Source organism: Pseudomonas sp. NPDC086278, assembly GCF_050280905.1.
Lineage (GTDB): Bacteria > Pseudomonadota > Gammaproteobacteria > Pseudomonadales > Pseudomonadaceae > Aquipseudomonas.
In genome coordinates this window covers 1-20,315 of sequence record NZ_JBNNWE010000072.1, presented here as the reverse complement: position 1 = coordinate 20,315, position 20,315 = coordinate 1, and the positions used below count along the sequence as shown (strand labels likewise).

At 61.5% G+C, this 20,315-nt stretch carries 19 protein-coding genes and 1 pseudogene; 8 read left to right on the top strand and 12 right to left on the bottom strand.

The genetic code is table 11. The features are described 5' to 3' along the window. Positions 1–6 precede the first annotated feature (6 nt). The 5 genes from ACQKP4_RS20645 to ACQKP4_RS20625 form a co-directional block, all read right to left on the bottom strand. Entirely contained in the window at positions 7–855 is an 849-nt protein-coding gene (locus ACQKP4_RS20645; RefSeq protein WP_427635476.1) for an ABC transporter permease, read from the bottom strand. Further along, a complete protein-coding gene (locus ACQKP4_RS20640; protein WP_427635475.1) occupies positions 852–1,763 on the bottom strand; it encodes an ABC transporter permease in 912 nt (303 codons plus the stop codon). The genes ACQKP4_RS20645 and ACQKP4_RS20640 overlap by 4 nt, the downstream gene beginning before the upstream one ends. A gap of 481 nt (positions 1,764–2,244) precedes the next feature. After that, entirely contained in the window at positions 2,245–3,348 is a 1,104-nt protein-coding gene (locus tag ACQKP4_RS20635; protein ID WP_427635474.1) for an extracellular solute-binding protein, read from the bottom strand. Positions 3,349–3,565: 217 nt separating this feature from the next. Continuing rightward, a complete protein-coding gene (locus ACQKP4_RS20630) occupies positions 3,566–5,014 on the bottom strand; it encodes an aldehyde dehydrogenase family protein (protein ID WP_427635473.1) in 1,449 nt (482 codons plus the stop codon). After that, entirely contained in the window at positions 5,011–6,648 is a 1,638-nt protein-coding gene (locus ACQKP4_RS20625; protein ID WP_427635472.1) for a 5-guanidino-2-oxopentanoate decarboxylase, read from the bottom strand. The genes ACQKP4_RS20630 and ACQKP4_RS20625 overlap by 4 nt, the downstream gene beginning before the upstream one ends. Positions 6,649–6,807: 159 nt before the next feature. On the opposite strand from ACQKP4_RS20625, the gene ACQKP4_RS20620 reads away from it, so the two are divergent. Beyond that, positions 6,808–7,689, top strand: a complete 882-nt coding sequence (locus tag ACQKP4_RS20620; protein ID WP_427635471.1) for a LysR substrate-binding domain-containing protein — start codon at positions 6,808–6,810, stop codon at positions 7,687–7,689. Positions 7,690–7,818: 129 nt separating this feature from the next. Here ACQKP4_RS20620 and ACQKP4_RS20615 read toward each other — a convergent pair whose 3' ends face one another. Then, entirely contained in the window at positions 7,819–8,433 is a 615-nt protein-coding gene (locus ACQKP4_RS20615; protein WP_427635470.1) for an NAD(P)-dependent oxidoreductase, read from the bottom strand. Between the two features lie 41 nt (positions 8,434–8,474). Then, a complete protein-coding gene (locus tag ACQKP4_RS20610) occupies positions 8,475–9,353 on the bottom strand; it encodes an MBL fold metallo-hydrolase (protein ID WP_427635469.1) in 879 nt (292 codons plus the stop codon). Between the two features lie 113 nt (positions 9,354–9,466). On the opposite strand from ACQKP4_RS20610, the gene ACQKP4_RS20605 reads away from it, so the two are divergent. Together ACQKP4_RS20605 and ACQKP4_RS20600 are read left to right on the top strand one after the other, a co-directional pair. Beyond that, positions 9,467–10,372, top strand: coding sequence for a LysR family transcriptional regulator (locus ACQKP4_RS20605; RefSeq protein WP_427635468.1), 906 nt, complete (start codon positions 9,467–9,469; stop codon positions 10,370–10,372). 187 nt (positions 10,373–10,559) lie between these two features. Continuing rightward, on the top strand, positions 10,560–10,781 hold the full coding sequence (locus ACQKP4_RS20600) for a hypothetical protein (protein ID WP_427635486.1): 222 nt from the start codon (positions 10,560–10,562) through the stop codon (positions 10,779–10,781). A gap of 9 nt (positions 10,782–10,790) precedes the next feature. Here the strand turns inward: ACQKP4_RS20600 and ACQKP4_RS20595 are convergent, their stop codons facing one another. After that, positions 10,791–11,687 (bottom strand): helix-turn-helix domain-containing protein, encoded by an 897-nt coding sequence (locus tag ACQKP4_RS20595; protein ID WP_427635467.1) that lies wholly within the window; start codon positions 11,685–11,687, stop codon positions 10,791–10,793. A gap of 177 nt (positions 11,688–11,864) precedes the next feature. On the opposite strand from ACQKP4_RS20595, the gene pobA reads away from it, so the two are divergent. Together pobA and ACQKP4_RS20585 are read left to right on the top strand one after the other, a co-directional pair. Then, entirely contained in the window at positions 11,865–13,058 is a 1,194-nt protein-coding gene (gene pobA, locus ACQKP4_RS20590; RefSeq protein ID WP_427635466.1) for a 4-hydroxybenzoate 3-monooxygenase, read from the top strand. 77 nt (positions 13,059–13,135) lie between these two features. Beyond that, on the top strand, positions 13,136–14,653 hold the full coding sequence (locus ACQKP4_RS20585; RefSeq protein ID WP_427635465.1) for an MDR family MFS transporter: 1,518 nt from the start codon (positions 13,136–13,138) through the stop codon (positions 14,651–14,653). A gap of 50 nt (positions 14,654–14,703) precedes the next feature. Here ACQKP4_RS20585 and ACQKP4_RS20580 read toward each other — a convergent pair whose 3' ends face one another. From ACQKP4_RS20580 to ACQKP4_RS20565, 4 genes are all read right to left on the bottom strand, one after another. After that, the gene (locus ACQKP4_RS20580) at positions 14,704–15,552 is read right to left on the bottom strand and encodes a cache domain-containing protein (protein WP_427635464.1); all 849 of its coding nucleotides are present in this window, start codon (positions 15,550–15,552) and stop codon (positions 14,704–14,706) included. A 249-nt stretch (positions 15,553–15,801) separates the two neighbouring features. Further along, positions 15,802–16,680, bottom strand: a complete 879-nt coding sequence (locus ACQKP4_RS20575) for an ATPase (protein WP_427635463.1) — start codon at positions 16,678–16,680, stop codon at positions 15,802–15,804. A 118-nt stretch (positions 16,681–16,798) separates the two neighbouring features. After that, complete coding sequence (locus tag ACQKP4_RS20570) at positions 16,799–17,791, bottom strand: NAD-dependent epimerase/dehydratase family protein (protein ID WP_427635462.1); 993 nt, start codon at positions 17,789–17,791, stop codon at positions 16,799–16,801. 54 nt (positions 17,792–17,845) lie between these two features. After that, positions 17,846–18,739, bottom strand: coding sequence for a LysR family transcriptional regulator ArgP (locus tag ACQKP4_RS20565; RefSeq protein ID WP_427635461.1), 894 nt, complete (start codon positions 18,737–18,739; stop codon positions 17,846–17,848). Positions 18,740–18,842: 103 nt separating this feature from the next. On the opposite strand from ACQKP4_RS20565, the gene ACQKP4_RS20560 reads away from it, so the two are divergent. From ACQKP4_RS20560 to ACQKP4_RS20550, 3 genes and pseudogenes are all read left to right on the top strand, one after another. Beyond that, positions 18,843–19,244: an ACT domain-containing protein gene (locus ACQKP4_RS20560; protein WP_427635460.1), complete on the top strand. Its 402-nt coding sequence runs from the start codon at positions 18,843–18,845 to the stop codon at positions 19,242–19,244. A gap of 6 nt (positions 19,245–19,250) precedes the next feature. Next, positions 19,251–19,853 carry a LysE/ArgO family amino acid transporter gene (locus ACQKP4_RS20555; protein ID WP_427635459.1) on the top strand — a complete coding sequence of 201 codons (603 nt, stop codon included), beginning with the start codon at positions 19,251–19,253 and terminating at the stop codon, positions 19,851–19,853. Positions 19,854–20,029: 176 nt separating this feature from the next. After that, a pseudogene (locus tag ACQKP4_RS20550) lies at positions 20,030–20,315 on the top strand (hypothetical protein); the annotation flags it as partial.

Sequence of the window (20,315 nt, the reverse complement as noted above, 5' to 3'; positions counted from 1 at the left end):
CAAGAATCAGAACGAAACGCCACCTTCACCGACCAGCTTCTCCAGCGCCCAGATCAGGACGAAGTCGATCAGCACGATCAGCACGGCAAACGAGAAAACGGTAGGGTCGAGCGATGACACGGTGCGGCTGTACATCCAGATCGGCACGGTCATGACGTCGATGGTGTAGAGGAAGTAGGTCACGGTGAACTCGTTGAACGACACGATGAACGCCAGCAGCATCCCCGCGAGAATCCCCGACTTCATCAACGGCACCACCACATCGACAATCGCCCGGGTCGGCGACGCGCCGAGCATTTGCGCGGCCTCTTCGACTTCGCTGCCGATGGAAAGCATGGCGGCGGTGCAGTTCTTGACCACGAACGGCAGCGCGAGGATCACGTGCGCGATCACCAGCCGCGAGGTGGTCATCTGGAACGGCAGGCTGTCGAACACCAGCAGCAACGCCAGCCCCAACACCACCATCGGAAACACCAGCGGCAGCGACATCAATTGCATCGCCACGGCTTTGCCGCGGAACTCGCAACGGGTCAGCGCATACGCAGCGGGCACTGCGATAAGCGTCGCGAAAACCATGGTCAGGCACGCCACCATCAGGCTGGTGGTCATGGCTTTGCCCAGGCTCAGCACATCACTGGAATCAGGCGAGACGAAGGTGTGCCAGGCGGCCTTGTACCATTGCAGGCTGTAGCTGCTCGGCGGGAAGTCGAGGTTCGACGCGCCGCTGAACGACATGACGATCATGGTCAGGATCGGCAACACCGCCAGCAGCAGAATGAAACCCGAGAGGATGCCGGCGAACTTGCCGGTATCGCCCGGCAACAGCGAATGACGCTTCTTGGTCAGGGTGCTCATTGCGAAGCCTCCAGCATGCGCCGACGGCGGCCAGTGATGAATTCGGACAAAGTCATGATCGCCAGCGTGGTGACGATCAGCACCACACCGGCGGCGGATGCGGCGGGCCAGTTCATCAGCGGCGCGATCTGGTCATGCACCATCACCGCCAGCATCGGCACGCGCCGGCCACCGAGCAGCAACGGCACCACGAAACTGCTGGCGTTGTAGGCAAACACCAACGTCGCGCCGGTGATGATCCCCGGCATGCTCATCGGCAACACCACTTGGCGAAACACCTGCAAGCGACTGGCGCCGAGGGTCGCGGCGGCTTCTTCGTAGGTGCGAGCGACGCCGCGCATGGCGCTGGCAATCGGCAGCACGGCCAGCGGAAACGCGGTTTGCACCAGGCCCATCAACACGCCGTTCTGGTTGTAGAGCAGCATGATCGGGCGCTTGATCAGGCCCAGCCCCATCAGCGCCTGATTGAGCATGCCGCCGGGGCCGAGAATCACCAGCCAGCCGTAACTTTGCAGCAGCAGGTTGACCAGCAACGGCAGCAGCACGGCGGCGAGGAAGATCCGGCGCACGAACGGCGAGGTCAGGCGCGACATGGTGTACGCCACCGGAATCGCCAGCACCACGGCGATCACCGCGCTGATCAGCGCCAGGCGCAAGGTCAGCAGCAAGGATTTTAGGTAATACGGCTCCAGCAATTGCGCGTAACTGGCCAGGCTGAACCCGGTCCATTCCGCGCCTTTGGTGCCCACGCTCATGCGCAGGACCAACAGGCTGGCGGCGATCAGCACGCCCAGGAACAGCATCGAGGGCGAAAGAAAAAACCAGGCGCGCGCGGTCGGCGACACGCCCCGGCTTGCCCGCGCTGGCGCGGCGGCGACCGGATGAGTCAAAGGTTGTTGATGTTCCATAGCAAAGATCTCGTCAATGGAAAGCAGCTGGCAAACACACGCCTCGAAACCACCGTGAACCCTGTGGAAGCAAGCCGTTGTGGTGAGGGCGCTTCGTGGTGAAAACGCTTTTGTGGTGAGGGGCTTTGTGGTGAGGGGGGCGTTGAGGTGAGGGAGCTTTTGTGGCGAGGGGGCTTGCCCCCGTTCGGCTGCGGAGCAGTCGTGAACCCTCCATCGCGGTTCACCTGATGCACCGCAATGACAGGTTTCAGGGCCGCTCCGCGTCCCAACGGGGGCAAGCCCCCTCGCCACAAAAGCCCCTCACTTCAACGCCCCCGTCACCTCAAAAGCCCCCTCACCTCAACGCTCCCTTCACCTCAACGCCCCCGACCTCAAAAGCGCCTTCACCTCAAAGCCCCCGTCACCACAAAGCCCCCTCACCACAACAGCCCGCTCCCACATTGGATTTGCGGTGTGCGCAAGACCGGTGTTCGCCACTCGATCAGGAAGAAAAGATTTCCGTGTAGCGACGAATCCATTGGTCATGCACGGTGGCCAGGAAGGCGTTGTCGTGCATGATCGCCTTCTCGGCAATCTGCTCCGGCGTGAGGATGTACGGACTCTTGCGCGCCTCGGCGGAGATGATTGCCTTGGCATTGACCGGGCCGTTGTAGATGTCTTCGGCCATCTTGCCCTGCACCAGCGGGTCCAGGGAGTGGTTGATGAAGGCGTAGGCCAGCTCGGTATCGCCCGGACGATTTTTCGGCATCACCGAGAGCATCAGGTCGGTGTAGAAACCTTCTTTCATGCCGAACGTCGCGCCGAGGCCGTACGCCGGATCGCGGATCTGTTTCGGGAAGAAGGCCGGTGCATACAGGCCGCCCATGTCCAGCGAACCGGTGCGGAACAGCTCGGCGATCTGGTTCGGGTTTTCACCCAGGGTGACCACGCGATCTTTCAGCTCGGCGAGTTTCTTGAAGCCCGGCTCAATGTTGTGTTCGTCACCGCCGGCCAGTTTGGCGGCGATGATGATCAGGTCCATGGCCTCGGTCCAGTTCGGCGGCGGCAGGAAGATGTTCGGCGACAGTTCGGCGTCCCACAGCGCGGCGTAACTGTCCGGCGCTTCCATGATGGTGCGGGTGCTGTAGACCAGGCTGTTGCACCACAGCAGGTAACCGATGCCATGACCGTTGGCGCCGGTGCGGTATTTTTCCGGCACGTCGAGCAGATTCGGAATGCGGTTGAGGTCGGGTTTTTCCAGTAGCCCGGCAGACGCCAGACCTTCGGCGCCGACGCCAGCCAGGGTGATGATGTCGTACTGCGGACGATCCCCACCGGCCTTGAGTTTGGCGACCATTTCCGAGGTGCTGCCGGTGCGGTCAGCGATGACCTTGACCCCGTACTTGTCCTCGAAGGTCGCGGCGATGTTGCGCAATGCGGCGAGGCCGGTGTCATCCGACCAGGTCAGCAAGCGCAAGGTCTTGCCTTGAAAGCGCGTGTCGCTGGCGTTGGCCTTGATGAACGGCATGCTCATGGCCGCCGCGGCGACCGAGGCTACGCCTACGGTTTTGATGAATTGACGTCTGTTCAGATCATGCTCGCCCATTACGGACTCCCTTTGTTTTTGTAGGTATAAGGCAGGTCGAAACTGTTGCATCCGCGCGGCCGGATCAGTCTTATCCCTCGTATTTTCGGGGGCTTGGCTGAGCCAGTGAGTTCATCCTGAGGTCGTGTAAAACAGCTGACTATCGATAAAAACTCATTGAAGCCATGACGTCAGCGCATGCCTTGTGAAGAGGCATGCGCTGACCTTTTTCGGGCAATCAGACGGCCCGGATCACGTGTTTGATTTCCTGGAACGCCTGCAAACCCCACGGCCCCAGTTCGCGACCCAGGCTGCTCTGTTTGTAGCCGCCCCACGCGGTCTGCGGGAAGATCACTTGCGGCGCGTTGATCCACACCAGCCCCGCCTGCAACGCGTTGGCGACCCGATCCGCGGCCTCGGCATTGCGCGTGACCACACTGGCCACCAGTCCGAACTGGCTGTCGTTGGCCAGGGCAATCGCCTCGTCCTCAGTGGCAAAACTGCGCACACAGAGCACCGGGCCGAAAATCTCTTCACACCACAACGCACTGTCGAGGGGCACGTCGGTGAAAACCGTCGGCTGCAAAAAATATCCGCGCGACAAGGCTGCCGGGCGATTGCCACCGCAAATCAGCTTGGCGCCGATGCTCAAACCGCGGTCGATGTGGCCGAGCACGCGCTGGTATTGCGCCTGATTGACCAGTGCCCCCATTTCAACCTCGGGGTCGAACGGGTCGGCCACACGAATCGCTTCGGCGCGGGCCTTGAGGCGCAGCAAGAATTCATCGGCCAGTTCATCGGCGATCAGTACGCGGCTGGTGGCGGAACACATCTGTCCGGCGTTGAAGAAACCACCGCCGCAGGCCACTTCCACCGCCAGTTCCAGGTCAGCGTCTGCAAGCACCAGCAGCGAGGATTTGCCGCCCAGTTCCAGGCTCACGCCTTTGACGGTTTCCGCCGCGCGTTGCATGACTTGCACGCCGATCGCATTGCTGCCGGTGAAGGAAATCTTGGCGATGCGCGGGTCAGCCGCCATCGGCGCACCCACCGCCAGCCCCGTGCCGCAGACCAGGTTGAAGACACCGTCGGGCAATCCGGCCTCAGCGATGATCGCGGCCAGTTCCAGCTCGGGCAACGGCGTGACTTCGGAGGGTTTGAGCACCACACAGCAACCGGCCGCCAGCGCTGGCGCGAGTTTCCAGGCCGTGGTGACCATCGGGAAATTCCACGGCACGATCAGGCCGACCACACCGCACGGTTCACGGCGCAAGCGCGCGCTGAAATCATCGCTCGGCAACTCGACGTTGCTGTCCTGTCGGGCGTCGAGGCCTTCGGCCAGCGCGGCGTAATACTCGAACGTGGCGATCACGTCATCGACGTCGATGGCCGCTTCGAACAGCGGCTTGCCGTTGTTGCTCGACTGCAATGTCATCAACTGCTCGCGACCGGCCTGCACGCCGGCAGCGATTTTGCGCAGGATCGCACCGCGCTCGGCGCCGGTGGTGTTCGACCAGTCTTTGAAGGCCCGCGTCGCCGCGCTCACCGCCTGATCGACGGCAGCGGCATCGCCGCCGTTGACCGTGGTCAACAAGGCTTCGGTCGCCGGGTTGATCACCCGCAGGTGTTCGTTGCCGGCCGCCCATTGGCCGTTGATGTACAGGCCATCCAATGTCGTAGGGAAGCTCATTGCGACACCGCCTTCATCCACGCGGCCTGATCGATTTCAATCAACGTCGGCCCCTGGCGGTCACTGGCCGCGCGCAACGCGGCACGCAGGGCGTCGACGTCGTTGACCGCTTCGGCCGCACAGCCGAGTGCCTTGGCGACGCCGATGAAATCCGGGGTATAGATGTCCACGCCGACGGGTTCGATGGCGCGGTTGACCATGTACTTTTTAATCTCTTCGTAGCCCTGGTTATTCCACAGCAGGACGATCACCGGGGTGCGCGCTTCAACGGCGCTGGCCAGTTCCGGCAAGGTGAATTGCAGGCCGCCATCGCCGATCAGGCACACCACCGGCGCCCGTGCACCCCCTTCAACCGCACCGCCAAGCCAGGCGCCAATCGCGGCGGGCAAGGCATAGCCGAGGGTGCCGTAACCGGTGGACGAGTTGAACCAGCGACGCGGGCGCTCCGGGTTGAAGGTCAGGTTGCCGGTGTACACCGGTTGGGTCGAATCGCCGACAAACACCGCGTTCGGCAATTCATGCAGCACGGTTTCCAGGAATCGGGTTTGCGCGAGCGTCGGCGCATCCCAGGTGGCCGCGAGCTCTTCACGCAGACGCGCGGCGCGCACTTGCCCCCAATCGTTGCGGCGCTCGGCCAGCGAGTGGTGGGACAGTGCGTCGAGCAAGGCTTGCGCGGCGTGGCGCGAGTCGGCCACCAGCGCGACTTTGGGCGGGTAGTTGCGCACGGTCTGATCGGGGTCGATGTCGACACGCAGCAGCACACCGGGAATCTCGAAACCGCCGGCGAAGGTCACGTCGTAATCGGTCTCGGCCAGTTCGGTGCCGATCGCCAGCACCACGTCGGCCTCGGCCACCAACGCGCGGGTGGCGACCAGGCTTTGGGTCGAACCGATCAACAGCGGATGGCTGGATTCGAGCAGGCCCTTGGCATTGATGGTCAGCGCGACCGGTGCGTCCAGCAATTCGGCCAGTTCGGTCAATTCAGCGGCGGCATCGATGGCGCCGCCACCGGCCAGGATCAGCGGGCGCCTGGCGCCGGCCAGCAGCGCGGTCATGCGGCTGACGGCGCTCGGCGAGGCACCGGCGCGGTCGATGTGCACCGGCAGACTGGCCAGCAGGTCATCGGCTTCTTCGACCAACACGTCCAATGGAATTTCGATGTGCACCGGGCGCGGACGACCGGCCTGGAACAGCGCAAAGGCACGGGCCAGCACGCCCGGCAACTCCGCCGCCGACATCAGGGTGTGGGAGAACGCCGCGACGCCGCCGACCAGCGCACTCTGGTTCGGCAGCTCGTGCAACTTGCCGCGACCACCGCCCAACTGGCTGCGCGATTGCACGCTGGAGATCACCAGCATCGGGATCGAATCGGCGTAAGCCTGGCCCATCGCGGTGGTGATGTTGGTCATGCCGGGGCCGGTGATGATGAAGCACACACCCGGTTTGCCGCTGGTGCGCGCATAACCGTCGGCCATGAACCCGGCGCCCTGTTCGTGACGCGGCGTGACGTGGTTGATGCTCGAACGGGCCAGGCCGCGATACAGCTCCACGGTGTGCACGCCGGGAATGCCGAACACCTGCTCTACCCCGTAATCCTCGAGTAACTTGACCAATACTTCGCCGCACGTCGCCATGTCTTTGCCCTTTTTGTTCGTTTGAGACGCCGGGCCTGCGCAGTGTTTATGATGCGTCGGCAGGTCCAGGGATGGCCTCATTGGAACGGGCGACACGTTGCCGCAACAATGGATAAAAAATCATGCTAGCCATGTCCTGACGTCATACCTTGGATCCCAATGAAACGACTGCCTCCCTTGCCGGCGCTGCACACTTTTCTGATTACCGCGCAGTGCTGCAACTTCACCCGGGCCGCCGAACAACTGCACATCACCCAAGGCGCCGTGAGCCGACAGATCGCCGGGCTGGAAGAACACCTGGGTTATGAACTGTTTATCCGCCAGGCTCGCGGCCTCGATCTGACGAGCGAAGGACGCGAGTGGCTGCCACGGGTGCAACAGATTTTCGGCTTGATCGACGAGGCGGTGGAGCAGATCGGCGAGAAGCGCGAAACCCTGCAACTCAAGGCGCCGACCTGCGTGATGCGCTGGTTGCTGCCGCGTCTTTTGCAATGGCAACGAGAGCGCCCGGACGTGCCGGTGGAGCTGACGACCACGGTCAAACACGGTGTCGACTTTCATCGCGAGCAGTTCGATGCGGCCGTGGTGTATGGCGCGCCGCCGGACACCTCGTTGGCCTCCCATCGGCTGTTCGATGAGCAACTGACGCCGGTGTGTTCCCGGCCCCTGCTCGAAGGCCCGGTGCCATTGGCGACCCCGGACGATCTGGAGCAACACCTGTTGCTGCATCCGACCCGCGATGAGCGGGACTGGAAGGCATGGCTGGCCACGGCGGATATTCACTTGAGCAATGTTGCCAAGGGTCAGCATTTCGAAACGCTGGACCTGGCCATGTCGATGGCGTCCCAGGGGACCGGTGTGGCAATCGGCGACTGGTCGTTGATTGGCGATGATTTGAGCGCGGGCCGGTTGGTCATGCCGTTTGAATTAAAGGTGAAAACCGGGTTGGGCTATTACCTGGTGCTGCCGCAGAAGCCGGCACCTTCGGCGAAATTGCAGGAATTGTTGCGCTGGTTGGTGGATCAGGCACAGAGCCGGTGAAGCTTCGCGAGCGCCGATCAAACTGTGGGAGCGGGCTTGCTCGCGATGGCGGCCTGCCAGTCGACATCCTTGTTGAAAACAAGTCCGTCTTCGCGAGCAAGCCCGCTCCCACACAGGGTGGCAGTGGGCTCAGTAGCCGACAGCAAACCGCGAACGCGAATGCTTCGGCGCGTCCACTTCATCCAGCAGCGCAATCGCATAATCGGCGAAGGTGATCCAGCTGCGACCTTGCGCACTCACTAGCAAATCATCCTTGCCGAGACGAAATTGACCGCTGCGCTCACCCTCGACGAACTCCGCCGACGGCGACACGAATGTCCAGTCCAGTTCTGTCTCCTTGCGCAGGTTTTCCAGAAACAACGCACCGGCACTCGCCTCGGCTTTGTATGCGTCGGGGAAGCCCTCGCTGTCGATCACCCGAGTGCCGTCCGGCAATAGCAGCGAACCGGCACCGCCCACCACCAGCAAACGTTTGACCCCGGCCTTTTTCACCGGCCCCAGCAGCGCAGCGGCTGGAATGGTGGTGAAATTGGTCGCGCTGATGACCACGTCATGCCCCGCCGCGGCGGCTTGCAAGGCGTCGGCATCGAGCACGTCGAGGTTTTTGCTGACCACACCGCTGCGTTGGCCAATCTTCGAAGTATCGCGGGCGATGGCCGTGACGCTGTGACCACGACGCAGGGCTTCTTCCAGCAATTGGCGGCCGGCGCGGCCGGTGGCACCGATGATTGCGATCTTGCTCATGACGTTCTCCAGTGTGGATCAGTGGGAGTGAGGAATTCGGGTTACCACTTCATCTCGCCCTTGGCGACTTTGGCGCTCAGTTCCAGCGAGCTTTCCTCGCCCAGTGCCGGGTAGCGTTTTTTCATTGCAGCGATCAGTGCCGCGGAGTCATTGGCCTTGGCCGTTTCTTCGTCGAACGCCTTGATGTAATCGGCGGTGAACCGCACGGCCGCCAGCGAACGGGCGCTGTCACCGAGGTAATGACCCGGCACGATAGTGTTCGGTTTCAGGGTTTCGATGGAATGCAGCGTAGCCAACCAATCGGCGTGGGATTGCGCGGTTTGCGTATCGGCCATCCACACGTGGATGTTTTCCACGACCACCACGCCACCGACCACAGCCTTGATCGACGGAATCCACACAAAGCTGCGATCCGGTTGCTTGCCGTCCAGCCCGACCACCTGCAACTTCTGCCCTTCGAGCATCAGGCTGTCGCCCTTGAGCACATCCGGCACGATGGTTTTGGCCGGGGCGTCGGCGCCCAGTTTCGGCCCCCAGAACGCCAGTTTGCCGTCGACGGTTTGCTTGATGTGATCCACGGTCGGCTGCGAGGCCAGCACTTTGGCGTTGGGGAAGGCAGCGGTCAGGGTGTCGAGGCCGAAGTAGTAATCGGGGTCACCGTGACTGATGTAGATGGTGGTCAGTTGCTTGCCGCTGGCGCGGATTTTCTCGACGACCTGTGCGGCCTGGGATTTGCCAAATTGCGCGTCGACCAGAATCGCATCTTTCTCGCCGCTGACCAGCACCGAGGTCACCGGGAAAATCGCCTTGTCGCCGGGGTTGTAAACGTCCAGCGTCAGGCTCGAAGCCGCCGCGTGGGCCGCGAAACCGAGGGTGGCAGTGGCCAGTAAAAGACGTTTGAATGTGGTGAAGCCGATCATGTGTTGCTCCGTTGTCCATTGCCGTGGTCGGCGAGGGAACAGAGCTTAGTTGCCTGACTCGATACAAAAAATGCCATGCTTGAACATAGTTTGTTTCTAAAAGTGGGCAAATCATGGATCGTCTTCAAGCAATGCGCGTATTTGTCTCGGTGGTCGACCTTGGCAGCCAGTCGGCCGCTGCCGATCATCTGGAGCTGTCACGCCCCGTGGTGTCGCGTTACCTGGCAGAGCTGGAGGACTGGGTGGGCGCGCGATTGATGCACCGCACCACGCGCAAATTGAGCCTGACCGCCGCCGGCACCGAGATGCTGCCCCGCTGCCGACAGATGCTCGATTTGTCCGCCGACATGCAAGCGGCGGTCAGCGAACCGGACGACGCGCCGCGCGGCCTGCTGCGGATCAGCGTCAGCACCTCATTTGGCCAGGCGCAACTGGCGGACGCGATGGCCGCTTACGTCAAGCGCTACCCCGGCGTCAGCATCGACCTGCAGATGCTTGACCGCACGGTGAACCTGGTCGACGAACGCATCGACCTGGCGATTCGTACCAGCAATGACCTGGACCCGAACCTCATCGCCCGGCGGTTGACCGTCTGCCGCTCGGTGATTTGCGCCACCCCCGCCTACCTGCTGGAGCACCCGGCGCCGCTTCGGGTGGAGGACCTGTCGCGCCACAACTGCCTGACCCATTCCTATTTCGGCAAAAGCCTCTGGCATTTCGAGGAGGACGGTGAGCCGGTATCCGTGCCGGTGCAGGGCAACCTTTGCGCCAACGAGGCCAGCACGCTGTTGCGCGTCACCCTTGCCGGAGCGGGGGTGGCGATGCTGCCGAGCTATCAGGCGGGTGTGCATATCCACAGCGGTGAGCTGATCCGCCTGCTGCCCCACGCCGAACCACGGCAGATGAACATCTACGCGGTGTATGCCTCACGCAAGCACATGCCGACGGCGCTGCGCAGCCTGCTGGATTTTCTGGTGCTCAGGTTTCCGCAGGAGCCGGCGTGGGATATCGGCCTGTAATCCCAATCCACGGTGGGAGCGGGCTTGCTCCGGGCGGCGTTCCGACGAAAGCGGAGCGCCAGTCGAAATCGATGTGGCTGAGCCACCGCCTTCGCGAGCAAGCCCGCTCCCACAGGGGTTTATCAGCGTGCTGAATGTCGGGGTACATACGCCGGCCGCGCAACTGGCAACTCACCCACGCTGACCTATGCTGAAAGATATACCCAAGGGTATTCGTTCAGAGGTCAACGCCATGAACATCAAAACAAGAAGATACCTCGCTATTTTCATCACCTGCGCGGCGACGCTGGCGCTGTACGGCACTGCCGCCTGGCGCGTCGAGCAGTTGCGCAACCTGCCCCGTGAATTCGCGAGCTGTAACTTCGAGCGCTGTATCCCGCACAACGCGACCCTCAACGCCCTTCGGTGACGAAGGGGATCAGGCCTCGTTGTCCTGATCGGCCTTCAACCGGTCACGGAATGCCTTGGGTGAAATGCCCACCCGGCGCCGGAACAGGCGTGTGAAGTTGGTCGGATCGGAAAACCCCAACACGTCAGACATTTCGTAAATGGTCATGCTGGTGTAGGTCAGCAACCGCTTGGCCTCCAGCAATTGCCGCTCATGCATGATCTGCAATGCCGGTTGCCCCGCCAGTTCACGGCACGTGCCGTTGAGGTGCGACACGGAAATCCCCAGCCGATGCGCCAGGTCCTCAACCTTGACGTGCTGGCGGTAAGTCTCTTCCACCAATTGAATAAAACCGTTGAGGTATTCCCGGGCCCGTTGCGGACGCTGATGGGCGGCGCGGCGCGACATCACCTGACGACTGACCCAGACCATAATCACGCTGACCAGCGAATGCATGAGCATTTCGCGTGCGGGCTGGTGACCGGTGTATTCGTTTTGCAGCGCGCAAAACAGGCTGTTGAGGTATTCGCTGTCCTGGCCCGACGGGTAACTTTCAGCCTGGGCCAGTGCGCTCACCGAATGGCCCAGCTGCGCTTGAAGATGGGCGACCAGCGGCGCGGCGAGGGTCACGACGAACCCTTCGACGTCCTCGGAAAAACGATAGCCGTGCACCGATAACGGCGGCAGCACCAGCATCGTCGGCTCGGTCATTTGCGTGCCTTTACCTTCGATTTCAAGCTCTGCCTGACCTTTGAAAACGAAGAGTAACTGGCACAAATCGGCGTGGCGGTGGGGTTTGATTTCCCATTGGTGTTCGCGGCTGCGCTTGGAAATGGTTTCACAGTGCAGCAAGTCGGGGGTCGGCCAGTCCAGGCTTTCACCGTAGAGCTTGAACACCGGAATAGAAGGCAGGTCAGGCTTGTTCATCACTTCAATCCAGGCCTCGGGGTTGCGGGCGATAATCGCACCGATTGGCAGAATGTACAGGTATCGGCTCAGTTTTCCCCTTCAATTGACAGACTCGCAAGTGAAAAATGCAAGCACTCGATCCATAAAAATAATTCCCCGACGCTGGTCGCGTGGAGCTTGCGAGCGATAAAAACAATGAAAATGCTGAAAACCCAAATCGCCATCATTGGCGCCGGTCCCTCCGGTCTACTGCTCGGCCAATTGCTGCACAACGCCGGGATCGACACCCTCCTTCTTGAACGCCAGACCCCGGACTATGTACTCGGCCGAATCCGTGCCGGTGTGCTTGAACAAGGCATGGTAGAGCTGCTGCGCCAGGCCGGCGTGGGTCGGCGCATGGACGCCGAAGGCTTGGTGCATGGCGGTTTCGAACTGGCCCTGGACGGGCGTCAGGTGCACATCGACTTACAAGCCCTGACCGACGGCAAAACCGTGATGATCTACGGTCAGACCGAAGTCACGCGAGACCTCATGGCCGCTCGTCGGGAGGCCGGCGCGCCGACGATTTATCAAGCGCGCAACGTCGTGCCCCACGGCATGAAAAGCGCAGAAACGTTCATCACCTTCGACAAGGACGGCGAGACCTGTCGCCTCGATTGCGACTACATCGCCGGGTGCGACGGTTTCCATGGCGTGGCGCGGCAGTCGATTCCTGCCGACTGCCTGAAGATTTTCGAGCGGGTCTACCCGTTCGGCTGGCTGGGCATTCTCGCCGACACACCACCGGTTCACGAAGAACTGGTCTACGCCCGCCACGAGCGCGGCTTTGCCCTGTGCAGCATGCGTTCGGCCACGCGCACGCGGTATTACCTTCAGGTGCCGGCGGATGAAAACGTTGAGGATTGGCCTGATCAGCGCTTCTGGGATGAACTCAAATCGCGCCTGCCCACCGCGTTGGCCGAGTCGCTGGTCACCGGCCCGTCCATCGAAAAAAGCATCGCGCCGTTGCGCAGTTTTGTGGTGGAACCGATGCAATACGGGCGAATGTTCCTGGTCGGCGACGCCGCGCACATCGTCCCGCCCACTGGCGCCAAGGGCCTGAACCTGGCCGCCAGCGACGTCAGCACCTTGTTCAATATCCTGCTGAAGGTGTACCGCGAAGAACGCCGGGATTTGCTGGAGAAATACTCCGAAATCTGCCTGCGTCGGGTGTGGAAAGCCGAGCGTTTTTCCTGGTGGATGACCTCGATGCTGCATCGTTTTGACGATCACGATGCGTTCAGCCAGCGCATCAGCGAGTCGGAGCTGAACTACTTCGTCCACTCCGAGGCGGGTCGAAAAACCATTGCAGAAAATTACGTCGGGCTTCCATACGAGGCTATCGAATAGCTTGCTATCGACTTACACTGGCGAGCATTCCCGCTCGCCTTGCTCCGTGCGGGTCAATCACTGCCCGCAGGTTTACCGTGACCAATCTCAACCAGCCTGAAACGCCCAAACCAGCCATTCGCAGCGTGTTGATCGCCCTGATGCTGGCGATCTTTCTCGGCGCGCTGGACCAGACCATCGTGGCCGTATCGATGCCGGCCATTTCCGCTCAGTTCAAGGACGTCAACCTGTTGGCCTGGGTGATTTCCGGCTACATGGTGGCGATGACCGTGGCGGTGCCGATCTACGGCAAACTCGGCGACTTGTACGGGCGCCGCAAGTTGATGCTGTTCGGCATGGGCCTGTTTACCCTGGCCTCGCTGTTTTGCGGCATGGCCCAGAGCATGGAGCAACTGGTGCTGGCGCGGATCATCCAGGGCATCGGCGCGGGCGGGATGATTTCGGTGAGCCAGGCGATCATCGGCGACATCGTGCCGCCCCGCGAACGCGGTCGTTACCAGGGTTATTTCAGCAGCATGTACGCCGTGGCCAGCGTCGCCGGCCCGGTGCTCGGCGGCTACATGACCGAATACCTGTCCTGGCGCTGGGTGTTTTTGATCAACCTGCCGTTGGGCCTCGGTGCCTGGCTGGTGGCCAATCGCACCTTGGTGGGGTTGCCGATACCGCAACGCAAACCGGTCATCGATTACCTCGGCACCGTGTTGATGATCATCGGGCTGACCGCCTTGCTGCTGGGCATCACTCAGGTTGGCCAGGGTCATTCGTGGCGCAGCACCGAAGTGCTGGGGCTGTTGGCGTGTGCGGTGGTGGTGCTGGCGTTGTTCGTCTGGCATGAACGTCGGGCGCGGGAGCCGTTGCTGCCGATGCACTTATTCGCCAACCGCGCCGCGATCCTGTGCTGGTGCACGATTTTCTTCACCAGTTTTCAGGCCATTTCGCTGATTGTGCTGATGCCGCTGCGCTTTCAGAGCGTCACCGGCGCCGGGGCCGACAGTGCCGCGCTGCATCTGTTGCCGCTGGCCATGGGTTTGCCGATTGGCGCTTACTTTGCCGGACGCCGGACTTCAGTCACCGGCCGCTACAAACCGATGATCCTGACCGGTGCCTTGCTGATGCCGGTTTCGATTCTCGGCATGGCGTTCAGCCCGCCCCAGGCGATGCTGCTCAGCAGCCTGTTCATGCTGTTCAGCGGGATCGCCAGCGGCATGCAGTTCCCGACGTCGTTGGTCGGGACGCAGAACTCGGTGGAACAACGCGACATCGGCGTGGCCACCAGCACCACCAACCTGTTTCGCTCGCTGGGCGGCGCGGTGGGTGTGGCGCTGATGTCGGCGTTGCTGCTGGCGTTGTTGCAGCATTCAAGTTTTGCCCATCTGGCCGGGTCGTCGATGATTGCCGAGGGCAGTTCCGGCAATGTGTTGCTGGACGGTTTGAACGCGGCGCCGGGGGATGCGCAAAACGCCCTGCGCGCGGAGCTGCTGCTGACGTTCCGGGATTTGCTGATGGTCAGCGCGGCGGTGTCGTTGCTGGGGCTGGCGGCGGCGATTGCGATGCCCAATCGAGTGTTGCGTGGGCGTGAGGACAAGGTTCGGTAGAAAAACCGAGTCGCCTGCATTCGTCGGATCGCCTTTCCGGCACCGCAGATTCAAGGGCTGTAATACCCGACCGCCACCAGAAAGTGCCCGACCTTTTTCAGGTAGGCATGCTTCTTCTCGACCTTTTCGGTCACCGGGTTTTTCCAGCTGTATTCGTATTCGCCGTAATCCTGCTTGGCAATCAACGCCAGGATCGGCTCGCCCACCGGTTTGCCATCCGGGTCCTTGATCTTGCTGAAGTCGGTATTGATCAGCCGCAGGTTGGTACCGTGGGCGACGTAACGCTGGGTGTCCAGGTCGACCACGAACACATACAGGTCATCCTGCAAATAACCGCCCTTGAGCGAATTGATGGCTGTCAGCGTGCCCTTCTCGTCCTTGGCCAGATCCGTCGCGGCTTTGTTCAGCAAGGCCATGGCCTGTTCCGCCGACGCCCGTGGCAGGTAATAGCCCACCGCCAGAATCCGCTGCCCGACACGCTGATAGAAGACATGCTTGCGCTCGACTTTGCCGTCGGCCCAATTCTGCCAGCGGTAATCGGCCTGTTGAATGCCGTTGCCTTCCGGCACTTTCAAAGCATCCTTGAACGCTTTTTGCAAATCCGGCCCCAGGGTTTCGGTGACATCCCGGCCGATCAGCGCTGAAGACGGGCCGCCGCTGGCGAGCATCACGCCTTTGGTGTCGACCACGAACACGTAACGATCCTTGTCGACAAACTCGCCCTGACGACTGAACGCCGCGAAGGCCTTGTCGCCATTGTCGTGGTAGTAGGCCAAGGCTTTTTCCAGCAGCGCCTTGGCCGCCTCGCTGTCATCCTTTTGCGCCGTGGCCGCATGAGCCTGCCCCATGCACAGCAACAACACCCCGCCCAGCCAAGCCAGCTTGTACAAAACCCCCATCGCGCATCCCTCGTTCTTGTCGGTGTTTCAAGAGCGTAGACGGCTTGGCGATATGTACGAATATTCAGGAAGCCACAGACCATTGCGACAAATCATTGTTTTGTGGCGAGGGGGCTTGCCCCCGTTGGGTGGCGAAGACGCCAGAAAACCATTCACCGCAGTTCTTCAGTTAAATCGCGGTGCCTCGTTTACGACTGCTGCGCAGCCGAACGGGGGCAAGCCCCCTCGCCACAGGGTCCAGCAAACGGGCTATTGGGCTCGGGGGCGGATTTGCTGTTGCAGGTGCTGGATCTGCGCTTGCAGGGTGTTGATGTTGCGGGTGACGAGGCCGCGGAAGGCGTCGAATTCAGCGGTATTGGTGTTGCCTTGGGCGGCTGCCGGGCGGTTTTCCTGCTCGCTTTTGAGCACGATCATGTCTTGCTCAAGGCGCTCGATCGCGGCACTCGGGTTGCCTTGTTTCTTCAGCGCCGCAATATCGGCGCCGAGGCTCTTGAGCTGGGCGTCGAATTTAGTGCTGTCGTCCGGCGCACTTTTCAGCGCAGCCAGTTCGGTGCTCAAGGTTTTCACCTGCGCCTGCAACTGAGTATTGGCGCTCTGGTATTCAGTATTCTGCGCGGCGACTTGCGCCAGGCGTTTGTCCAGATCGGTGGTTTGTGCGGTCATCTGCGCCAGACGCTTGTCCAGGTCCGAGGTCTGACCGGCCACGCCTTGCTGTTGCTGGCTCTGGTCCTGAAGTTTGGTTTCCAGGTCTTTGATCTGCTGTTTCAGCGCTTCGCTGTCGCTGCTGACGTTGGACTGACTGGCGACCACCTTGCCGGAAATGTCCTGCAAGCGCCCTGCCGCTTCCTCGCTGATACGCGCGAAGCTTTCCTGGGTGGCGACCAGTTGCTGTTCCATCAGCGAAATCTGCTGAAAACTCCACCAGGCAAGGCCGGCGAAGGCAAAAAACAATGCGCCGACCAACGCCCACAACGGGCCGATGCTCGGGCTTTTGACCTTGACCACCGGCACCGGACGCGAATGCACGGTGGTGCGGGTGGTGGTCGGGAAATCGTCATCGTCGAGGCTGTCGGCACGCAGGCTCGGTACATCGTCGAAGTCGTCGTTGGCATCGTTACGCATGGACATTGAGTCAACCTTTGTGAAACGGTGATGGCTTTATGCGGCGAGTATAAACCTCACTGCCGCACCGATTGACCCTGATCCCTGGACTCGGTTCATTGCCGGCAGGCTGGCCGGCGGAACGTCAGCGAATATCCTGGGCTTTCCACCAGCCACAGAACTCGTCGAGCGCGGTCCAGAGACTGACCTTCGGATCGTAGTCCAGATAATGCCGTGCGCGGCTGATGTCCAAAGTGAAATCTTTGTTCATCACCTGCATGCCCAGGCGCAACAGCGTTGGCTCCGGCCGGCCCGGCCAGAGTTTGCACACGCCTTCGTTGAGCGCCGCGACGCTGTAGGCCAAGCCGTAGGAACGGTAACGCGTGACCTGTGGGACTTCCATCTTGCGCATCACGTAATTGACCACATCCCACAACGGCACCGGCGCGCCATTGCTGATGTTGTAGGCCTTGCCCAGCGCCGAGCCACTGGCCAGCAAACTGCTGAGCAAGGCTTCATTGAGGTTTTGCACGCTGGTGAAGTCGACCTTGTTCAGGCCGTTGCCGACAATGGCCAAGCGCCCTTTGCGCTGCATCTTCAGCAGTCGCGGGAAGATGCTCATGTCGCCAGCGCCCGTCACGAAGCGCGGGCGCAGGGCCAGGGTTTCCAGACCGAATTCCTGTGCGCCGAAGACCTTTTGCTCGGCAAGGAATTTGGTCGCGGCGTAATGATGCTTGAAGCGCTTGGGCACCTGCTCCTCGGTCAAGCCGAGGTGATCGCGGCCATCGAAGTAGATCGACGGCGACGACAGATGCACCAGCCGCCGAACGCGCTGCTTCAGACAGGCCTCGACCACGTTTTCGGTGACTTGCACGTTGCCTTGATGAAAGTCCTGATAGCGCCCCCACACACCGACCGCACCCGCGCAATGCACCACTGCTTCGACGTCGGCACACAGCTCGCGCGCCAGTTCCGGGTCGCTCAAGTCGCCTTGAATGAACTCGGCGCCACGGCGCACCAGATGTTCGACGCTTTCCGCCCGGCGACCGTTGACCCGCACGTCCAGGCCTTGCTCCAGGGCAAAACGCGCAAAGCGTCCGCCAATGAAGCCGCTTGCGCCGGTGACCAGAATTTTCATGTAGAGCTCCGATGTCTTTCGTTTTGCCTAATGCGTGAGTCTTGACGCTGCCCGTCAGTCCAACGGCACCAGCCATTGCTTCGACGAACGCACCAATTGATCGGTCAACAACCCCAGAAGCTGACCGCCATTGCGCCAATGATGCCAGTACAGCGGCACATCGATGGGCTTATCTGGCAAAAGCTCCACCAACACACCGCGCTCCAGTTGCTCGCGCACCTGCAATTCCGGCACCAGGCCCCAGCCGAGACCCGCCTCGGTCAGGCGGATGAAGCCTTCGGAGGATGGGCATAAATGGTGTTCGAAACCGCCGTCGACGCCGAGTGACGCCAGGTAGCGATGCTGCAGGAAATCGTCCGGGCCGAACACCAGTGCCGGGGTGTTCGACAATTGATCGGCGCGAACGCCTGCAGGGAAATGCCGCGTAATAAACGCTGGGCTGGCCAACGCCCGATAACGCATCGCGCCGAGCAACACGCTGCGCGCGCCGGCCACCGGGCGTTCGCTGGCGCACACACACGCCGCCACTTCGCCGGCGCGCATGCGTTTGAGGCCAACGGTTTGGTCTTCGACCACCAGATCCAGCAGCAGATGCTGCTCGGCGCAAAAATCCCCGACGGCCCCGGCCCACCAGGTGGCGAGGCTGTCGGCATTGAGGGCGATGCGCAGGCGTTCGGGCAGGCCTTCTTCGTCCAGCGCCGGCACCAGGGTTTGCAAGTCGCGTTCGAGCAAGCGCACCTGTTGCACATGGTTGAGCAAGCGGCGGCCGATTTCCGTGGGCGCCGGTGGCGTGACTCGCACCAACACCGGCTGGCCGACCCGTGCCTCCAGCAGTTTGATGCGCTGGGAAATCGCCGATTGCGACAAACCCAATACCTGCGCGGCGCGTTCGAACCCGGCTTGTTCGACCACGGCGGCCAAAGCGGACAGCAATTTATAGTCGAACATCAGTTTTCCTAATGAGCGATCAGCATGATTGGTTTTTCTTATACAGGTTAGCAGCGGAGAATGCCCGACAAGCACCCAAGCACTTTGATCAAGGAACACCGACATGGCTGGCGAAACGTCATTGGCAACCCTGCTGCGCAGCATGAGCCCGCAGCTCAACCCTGGCGAGTACGTGTTCTGCACCCTGCGCGACGGCACGCTGCCGGCAGGCCTGGAGATCGTCGGCAGCTTTCGCGAGCAGGAAGGCTTGACGGTGATTCTCGAACGGTCCCACGCCGAACAGGCGGGTTTCAACTTTGACTACGTCGCTGCGTGGATCACCTTGAACGTACATTCGGCCCTGGAAGCCGTCGGCCTGACCGCCGCTTTCGCCAGCGCCCTGGGCAAGGCCGGCATCAGTTGCAACGTGATCGCCGGTTACTACCACGATCATTTATTCGTCGGTCAGGCCGATGCTGATCGCGCCATGCAGGTGTTGCGGGATCTGGCAGCCAACGCGGAGTAGAACGTCATGTGGCAAAGCTATGTAAACGGCCTGTTGGTGGCTGCCGGGCTGATCATGGCGATCGGGACTCAGAATGCCTTTGTGCTGGCGCAAAGTCTGCGCCGTGAACATCACCTGCCGGTGGCGGCGCTATGCGTCGTTTGCGATGCGCTGCTGGTCGCCGCGGGTGTGTTCGGTCTGGCAACGGTGCTCGCGCACAATCCGACCCTGCTGGCGGTGGCGCGTTGGGGCGGCGCAGTGTTCCTGATTTGGTACGGCAGCCAGGCGTTGCGCCGGGCGTTCTCGAAACAGGGTTTGCACCAAGGCGAAAATCAGACCGTGCGCTCGCTGCGGGCAGTGATGCTCAGTGCTTTGGCGGTGACACTGCTCAACCCCCACGTTTACCTGGATACCGTGTTGCTGATCGGCTCCCTCGGCGCGCAACAAACCGAACCGGGCGCCTATGTGGTGGGCGCGGCGAGTGCTTCTTTATTGTGGTTCTTTACGTTAGCGCTGGGCGCGGCATGGCTGGCGCCGTGGCTGGCGCGACCGAGTACCTGGCGGATTCTCGACCTGCTGGTGGCGGTGATGATGTTCACCGTAGCGATTCAACTAATCACCTCGGCCTGATTATTCCAAAAGGCTCTGGAACCTCTATTCCACACAGTTGTTGCGTGGTTATGCCGCACCCCCGGTGCTATGATCCGGTTCGATGCGCCGCAAAGAGTACAAACTCCCCGGCGCTTGTCTGGCCGCCCGTGATCGGCCTTGCGCTCACCGCAACTGACCTGATTAGGAGAATCATCATGGCTTTCGAATTGCCGCCGCTGCCCTACGCACACGATGCCCTGCAGCCGCACATTTCCAAGGAAACTCTGGAATACCACCACGACAAGCACCACAACACCTACGTCGTGAACCTGAACAACCTGGTGCCAGGCACCGAGTTCGAAGGCAAGACCCTGGAAGAAATCGTCAAATCTTCTTCGGGCGGCATCTTCAACAACGCCGCTCAGGTCTGGACCGATGAAGTCGTAGTCCGCGAGCCGGGCCATCGACTATTAGGTAAGCCATTCCCCAATCAGAGCGAAG

Excerpts from the sequence above, each read along its gene's own strand:
- ACQKP4_RS20555 (WP_427635459.1), top strand. The coding sequence starts at position 19,251 with ATGTGGCAAAGCTATGTAAACGGCCTGTTGGTGGCTGCCGGGCTGATC.
- ACQKP4_RS20645 (WP_427635476.1), bottom strand. The coding sequence starts at position 855 with ATGAGCACCCTGACCAAGAAGCGTCATTCGCTGTTGCCGGGCGATACC.
- ACQKP4_RS20560 (WP_427635460.1), top strand. The coding sequence starts at position 18,843 with ATGGCTGGCGAAACGTCATTGGCAACCCTGCTGCGCAGCATGAGCCCG.
- ACQKP4_RS20570 (WP_427635462.1), bottom strand. The coding sequence starts at position 17,791 with ATGAAAATTCTGGTCACCGGCGCAAGCGGCTTCATTGGCGGACGCTTT.
- ACQKP4_RS20610 (WP_427635469.1), bottom strand. The coding sequence starts at position 9,353 with ATGATCGGCTTCACCACATTCAAACGTCTTTTACTGGCCACTGCCACC.
- ACQKP4_RS20620 (WP_427635471.1), top strand. The coding sequence starts at position 6,808 with ATGAAACGACTGCCTCCCTTGCCGGCGCTGCACACTTTTCTGATTACC.
- pobA (WP_427635466.1), top strand. The coding sequence starts at position 11,865 with ATGAAAATGCTGAAAACCCAAATCGCCATCATTGGCGCCGGTCCCTCC.
- ACQKP4_RS20580 (WP_427635464.1), bottom strand. The coding sequence starts at position 15,552 with ATGGGGGTTTTGTACAAGCTGGCTTGGCTGGGCGGGGTGTTGTTGCTG.
- ACQKP4_RS20635 (WP_427635474.1), bottom strand. The coding sequence starts at position 3,348 with ATGGGCGAGCATGATCTGAACAGACGTCAATTCATCAAAACCGTAGGC.
- ACQKP4_RS20575 (WP_427635463.1), bottom strand. The coding sequence starts at position 16,680 with ATGTCCATGCGTAACGATGCCAACGACGACTTCGACGATGTACCGAGC.
- ACQKP4_RS20625 (WP_427635472.1), bottom strand. The coding sequence starts at position 6,648 with ATGGCGACGTGCGGCGAAGTATTGGTCAAGTTACTCGAGGATTACGGG.
- ACQKP4_RS20600 (WP_427635486.1), top strand. The coding sequence starts at position 10,560 with ATGCTGAAAGATATACCCAAGGGTATTCGTTCAGAGGTCAACGCCATG.
- ACQKP4_RS20565 (WP_427635461.1), bottom strand. The coding sequence starts at position 18,739 with ATGTTCGACTATAAATTGCTGTCCGCTTTGGCCGCCGTGGTCGAACAA.
- ACQKP4_RS20605 (WP_427635468.1), top strand. The coding sequence starts at position 9,467 with ATGGATCGTCTTCAAGCAATGCGCGTATTTGTCTCGGTGGTCGACCTT.
- ACQKP4_RS20640 (WP_427635475.1), bottom strand. The coding sequence starts at position 1,763 with ATGGAACATCAACAACCTTTGACTCATCCGGTCGCCGCCGCGCCAGCG.
- ACQKP4_RS20615 (WP_427635470.1), bottom strand. The coding sequence starts at position 8,433 with ATGAGCAAGATCGCAATCATCGGTGCCACCGGCCGCGCCGGCCGCCAA.
- ACQKP4_RS20630 (WP_427635473.1), bottom strand. The coding sequence starts at position 5,014 with ATGAGCTTCCCTACGACATTGGATGGCCTGTACATCAACGGCCAATGG.
- ACQKP4_RS20595 (WP_427635467.1), bottom strand. The coding sequence starts at position 11,687 with ATGAACAAGCCTGACCTGCCTTCTATTCCGGTGTTCAAGCTCTACGGT.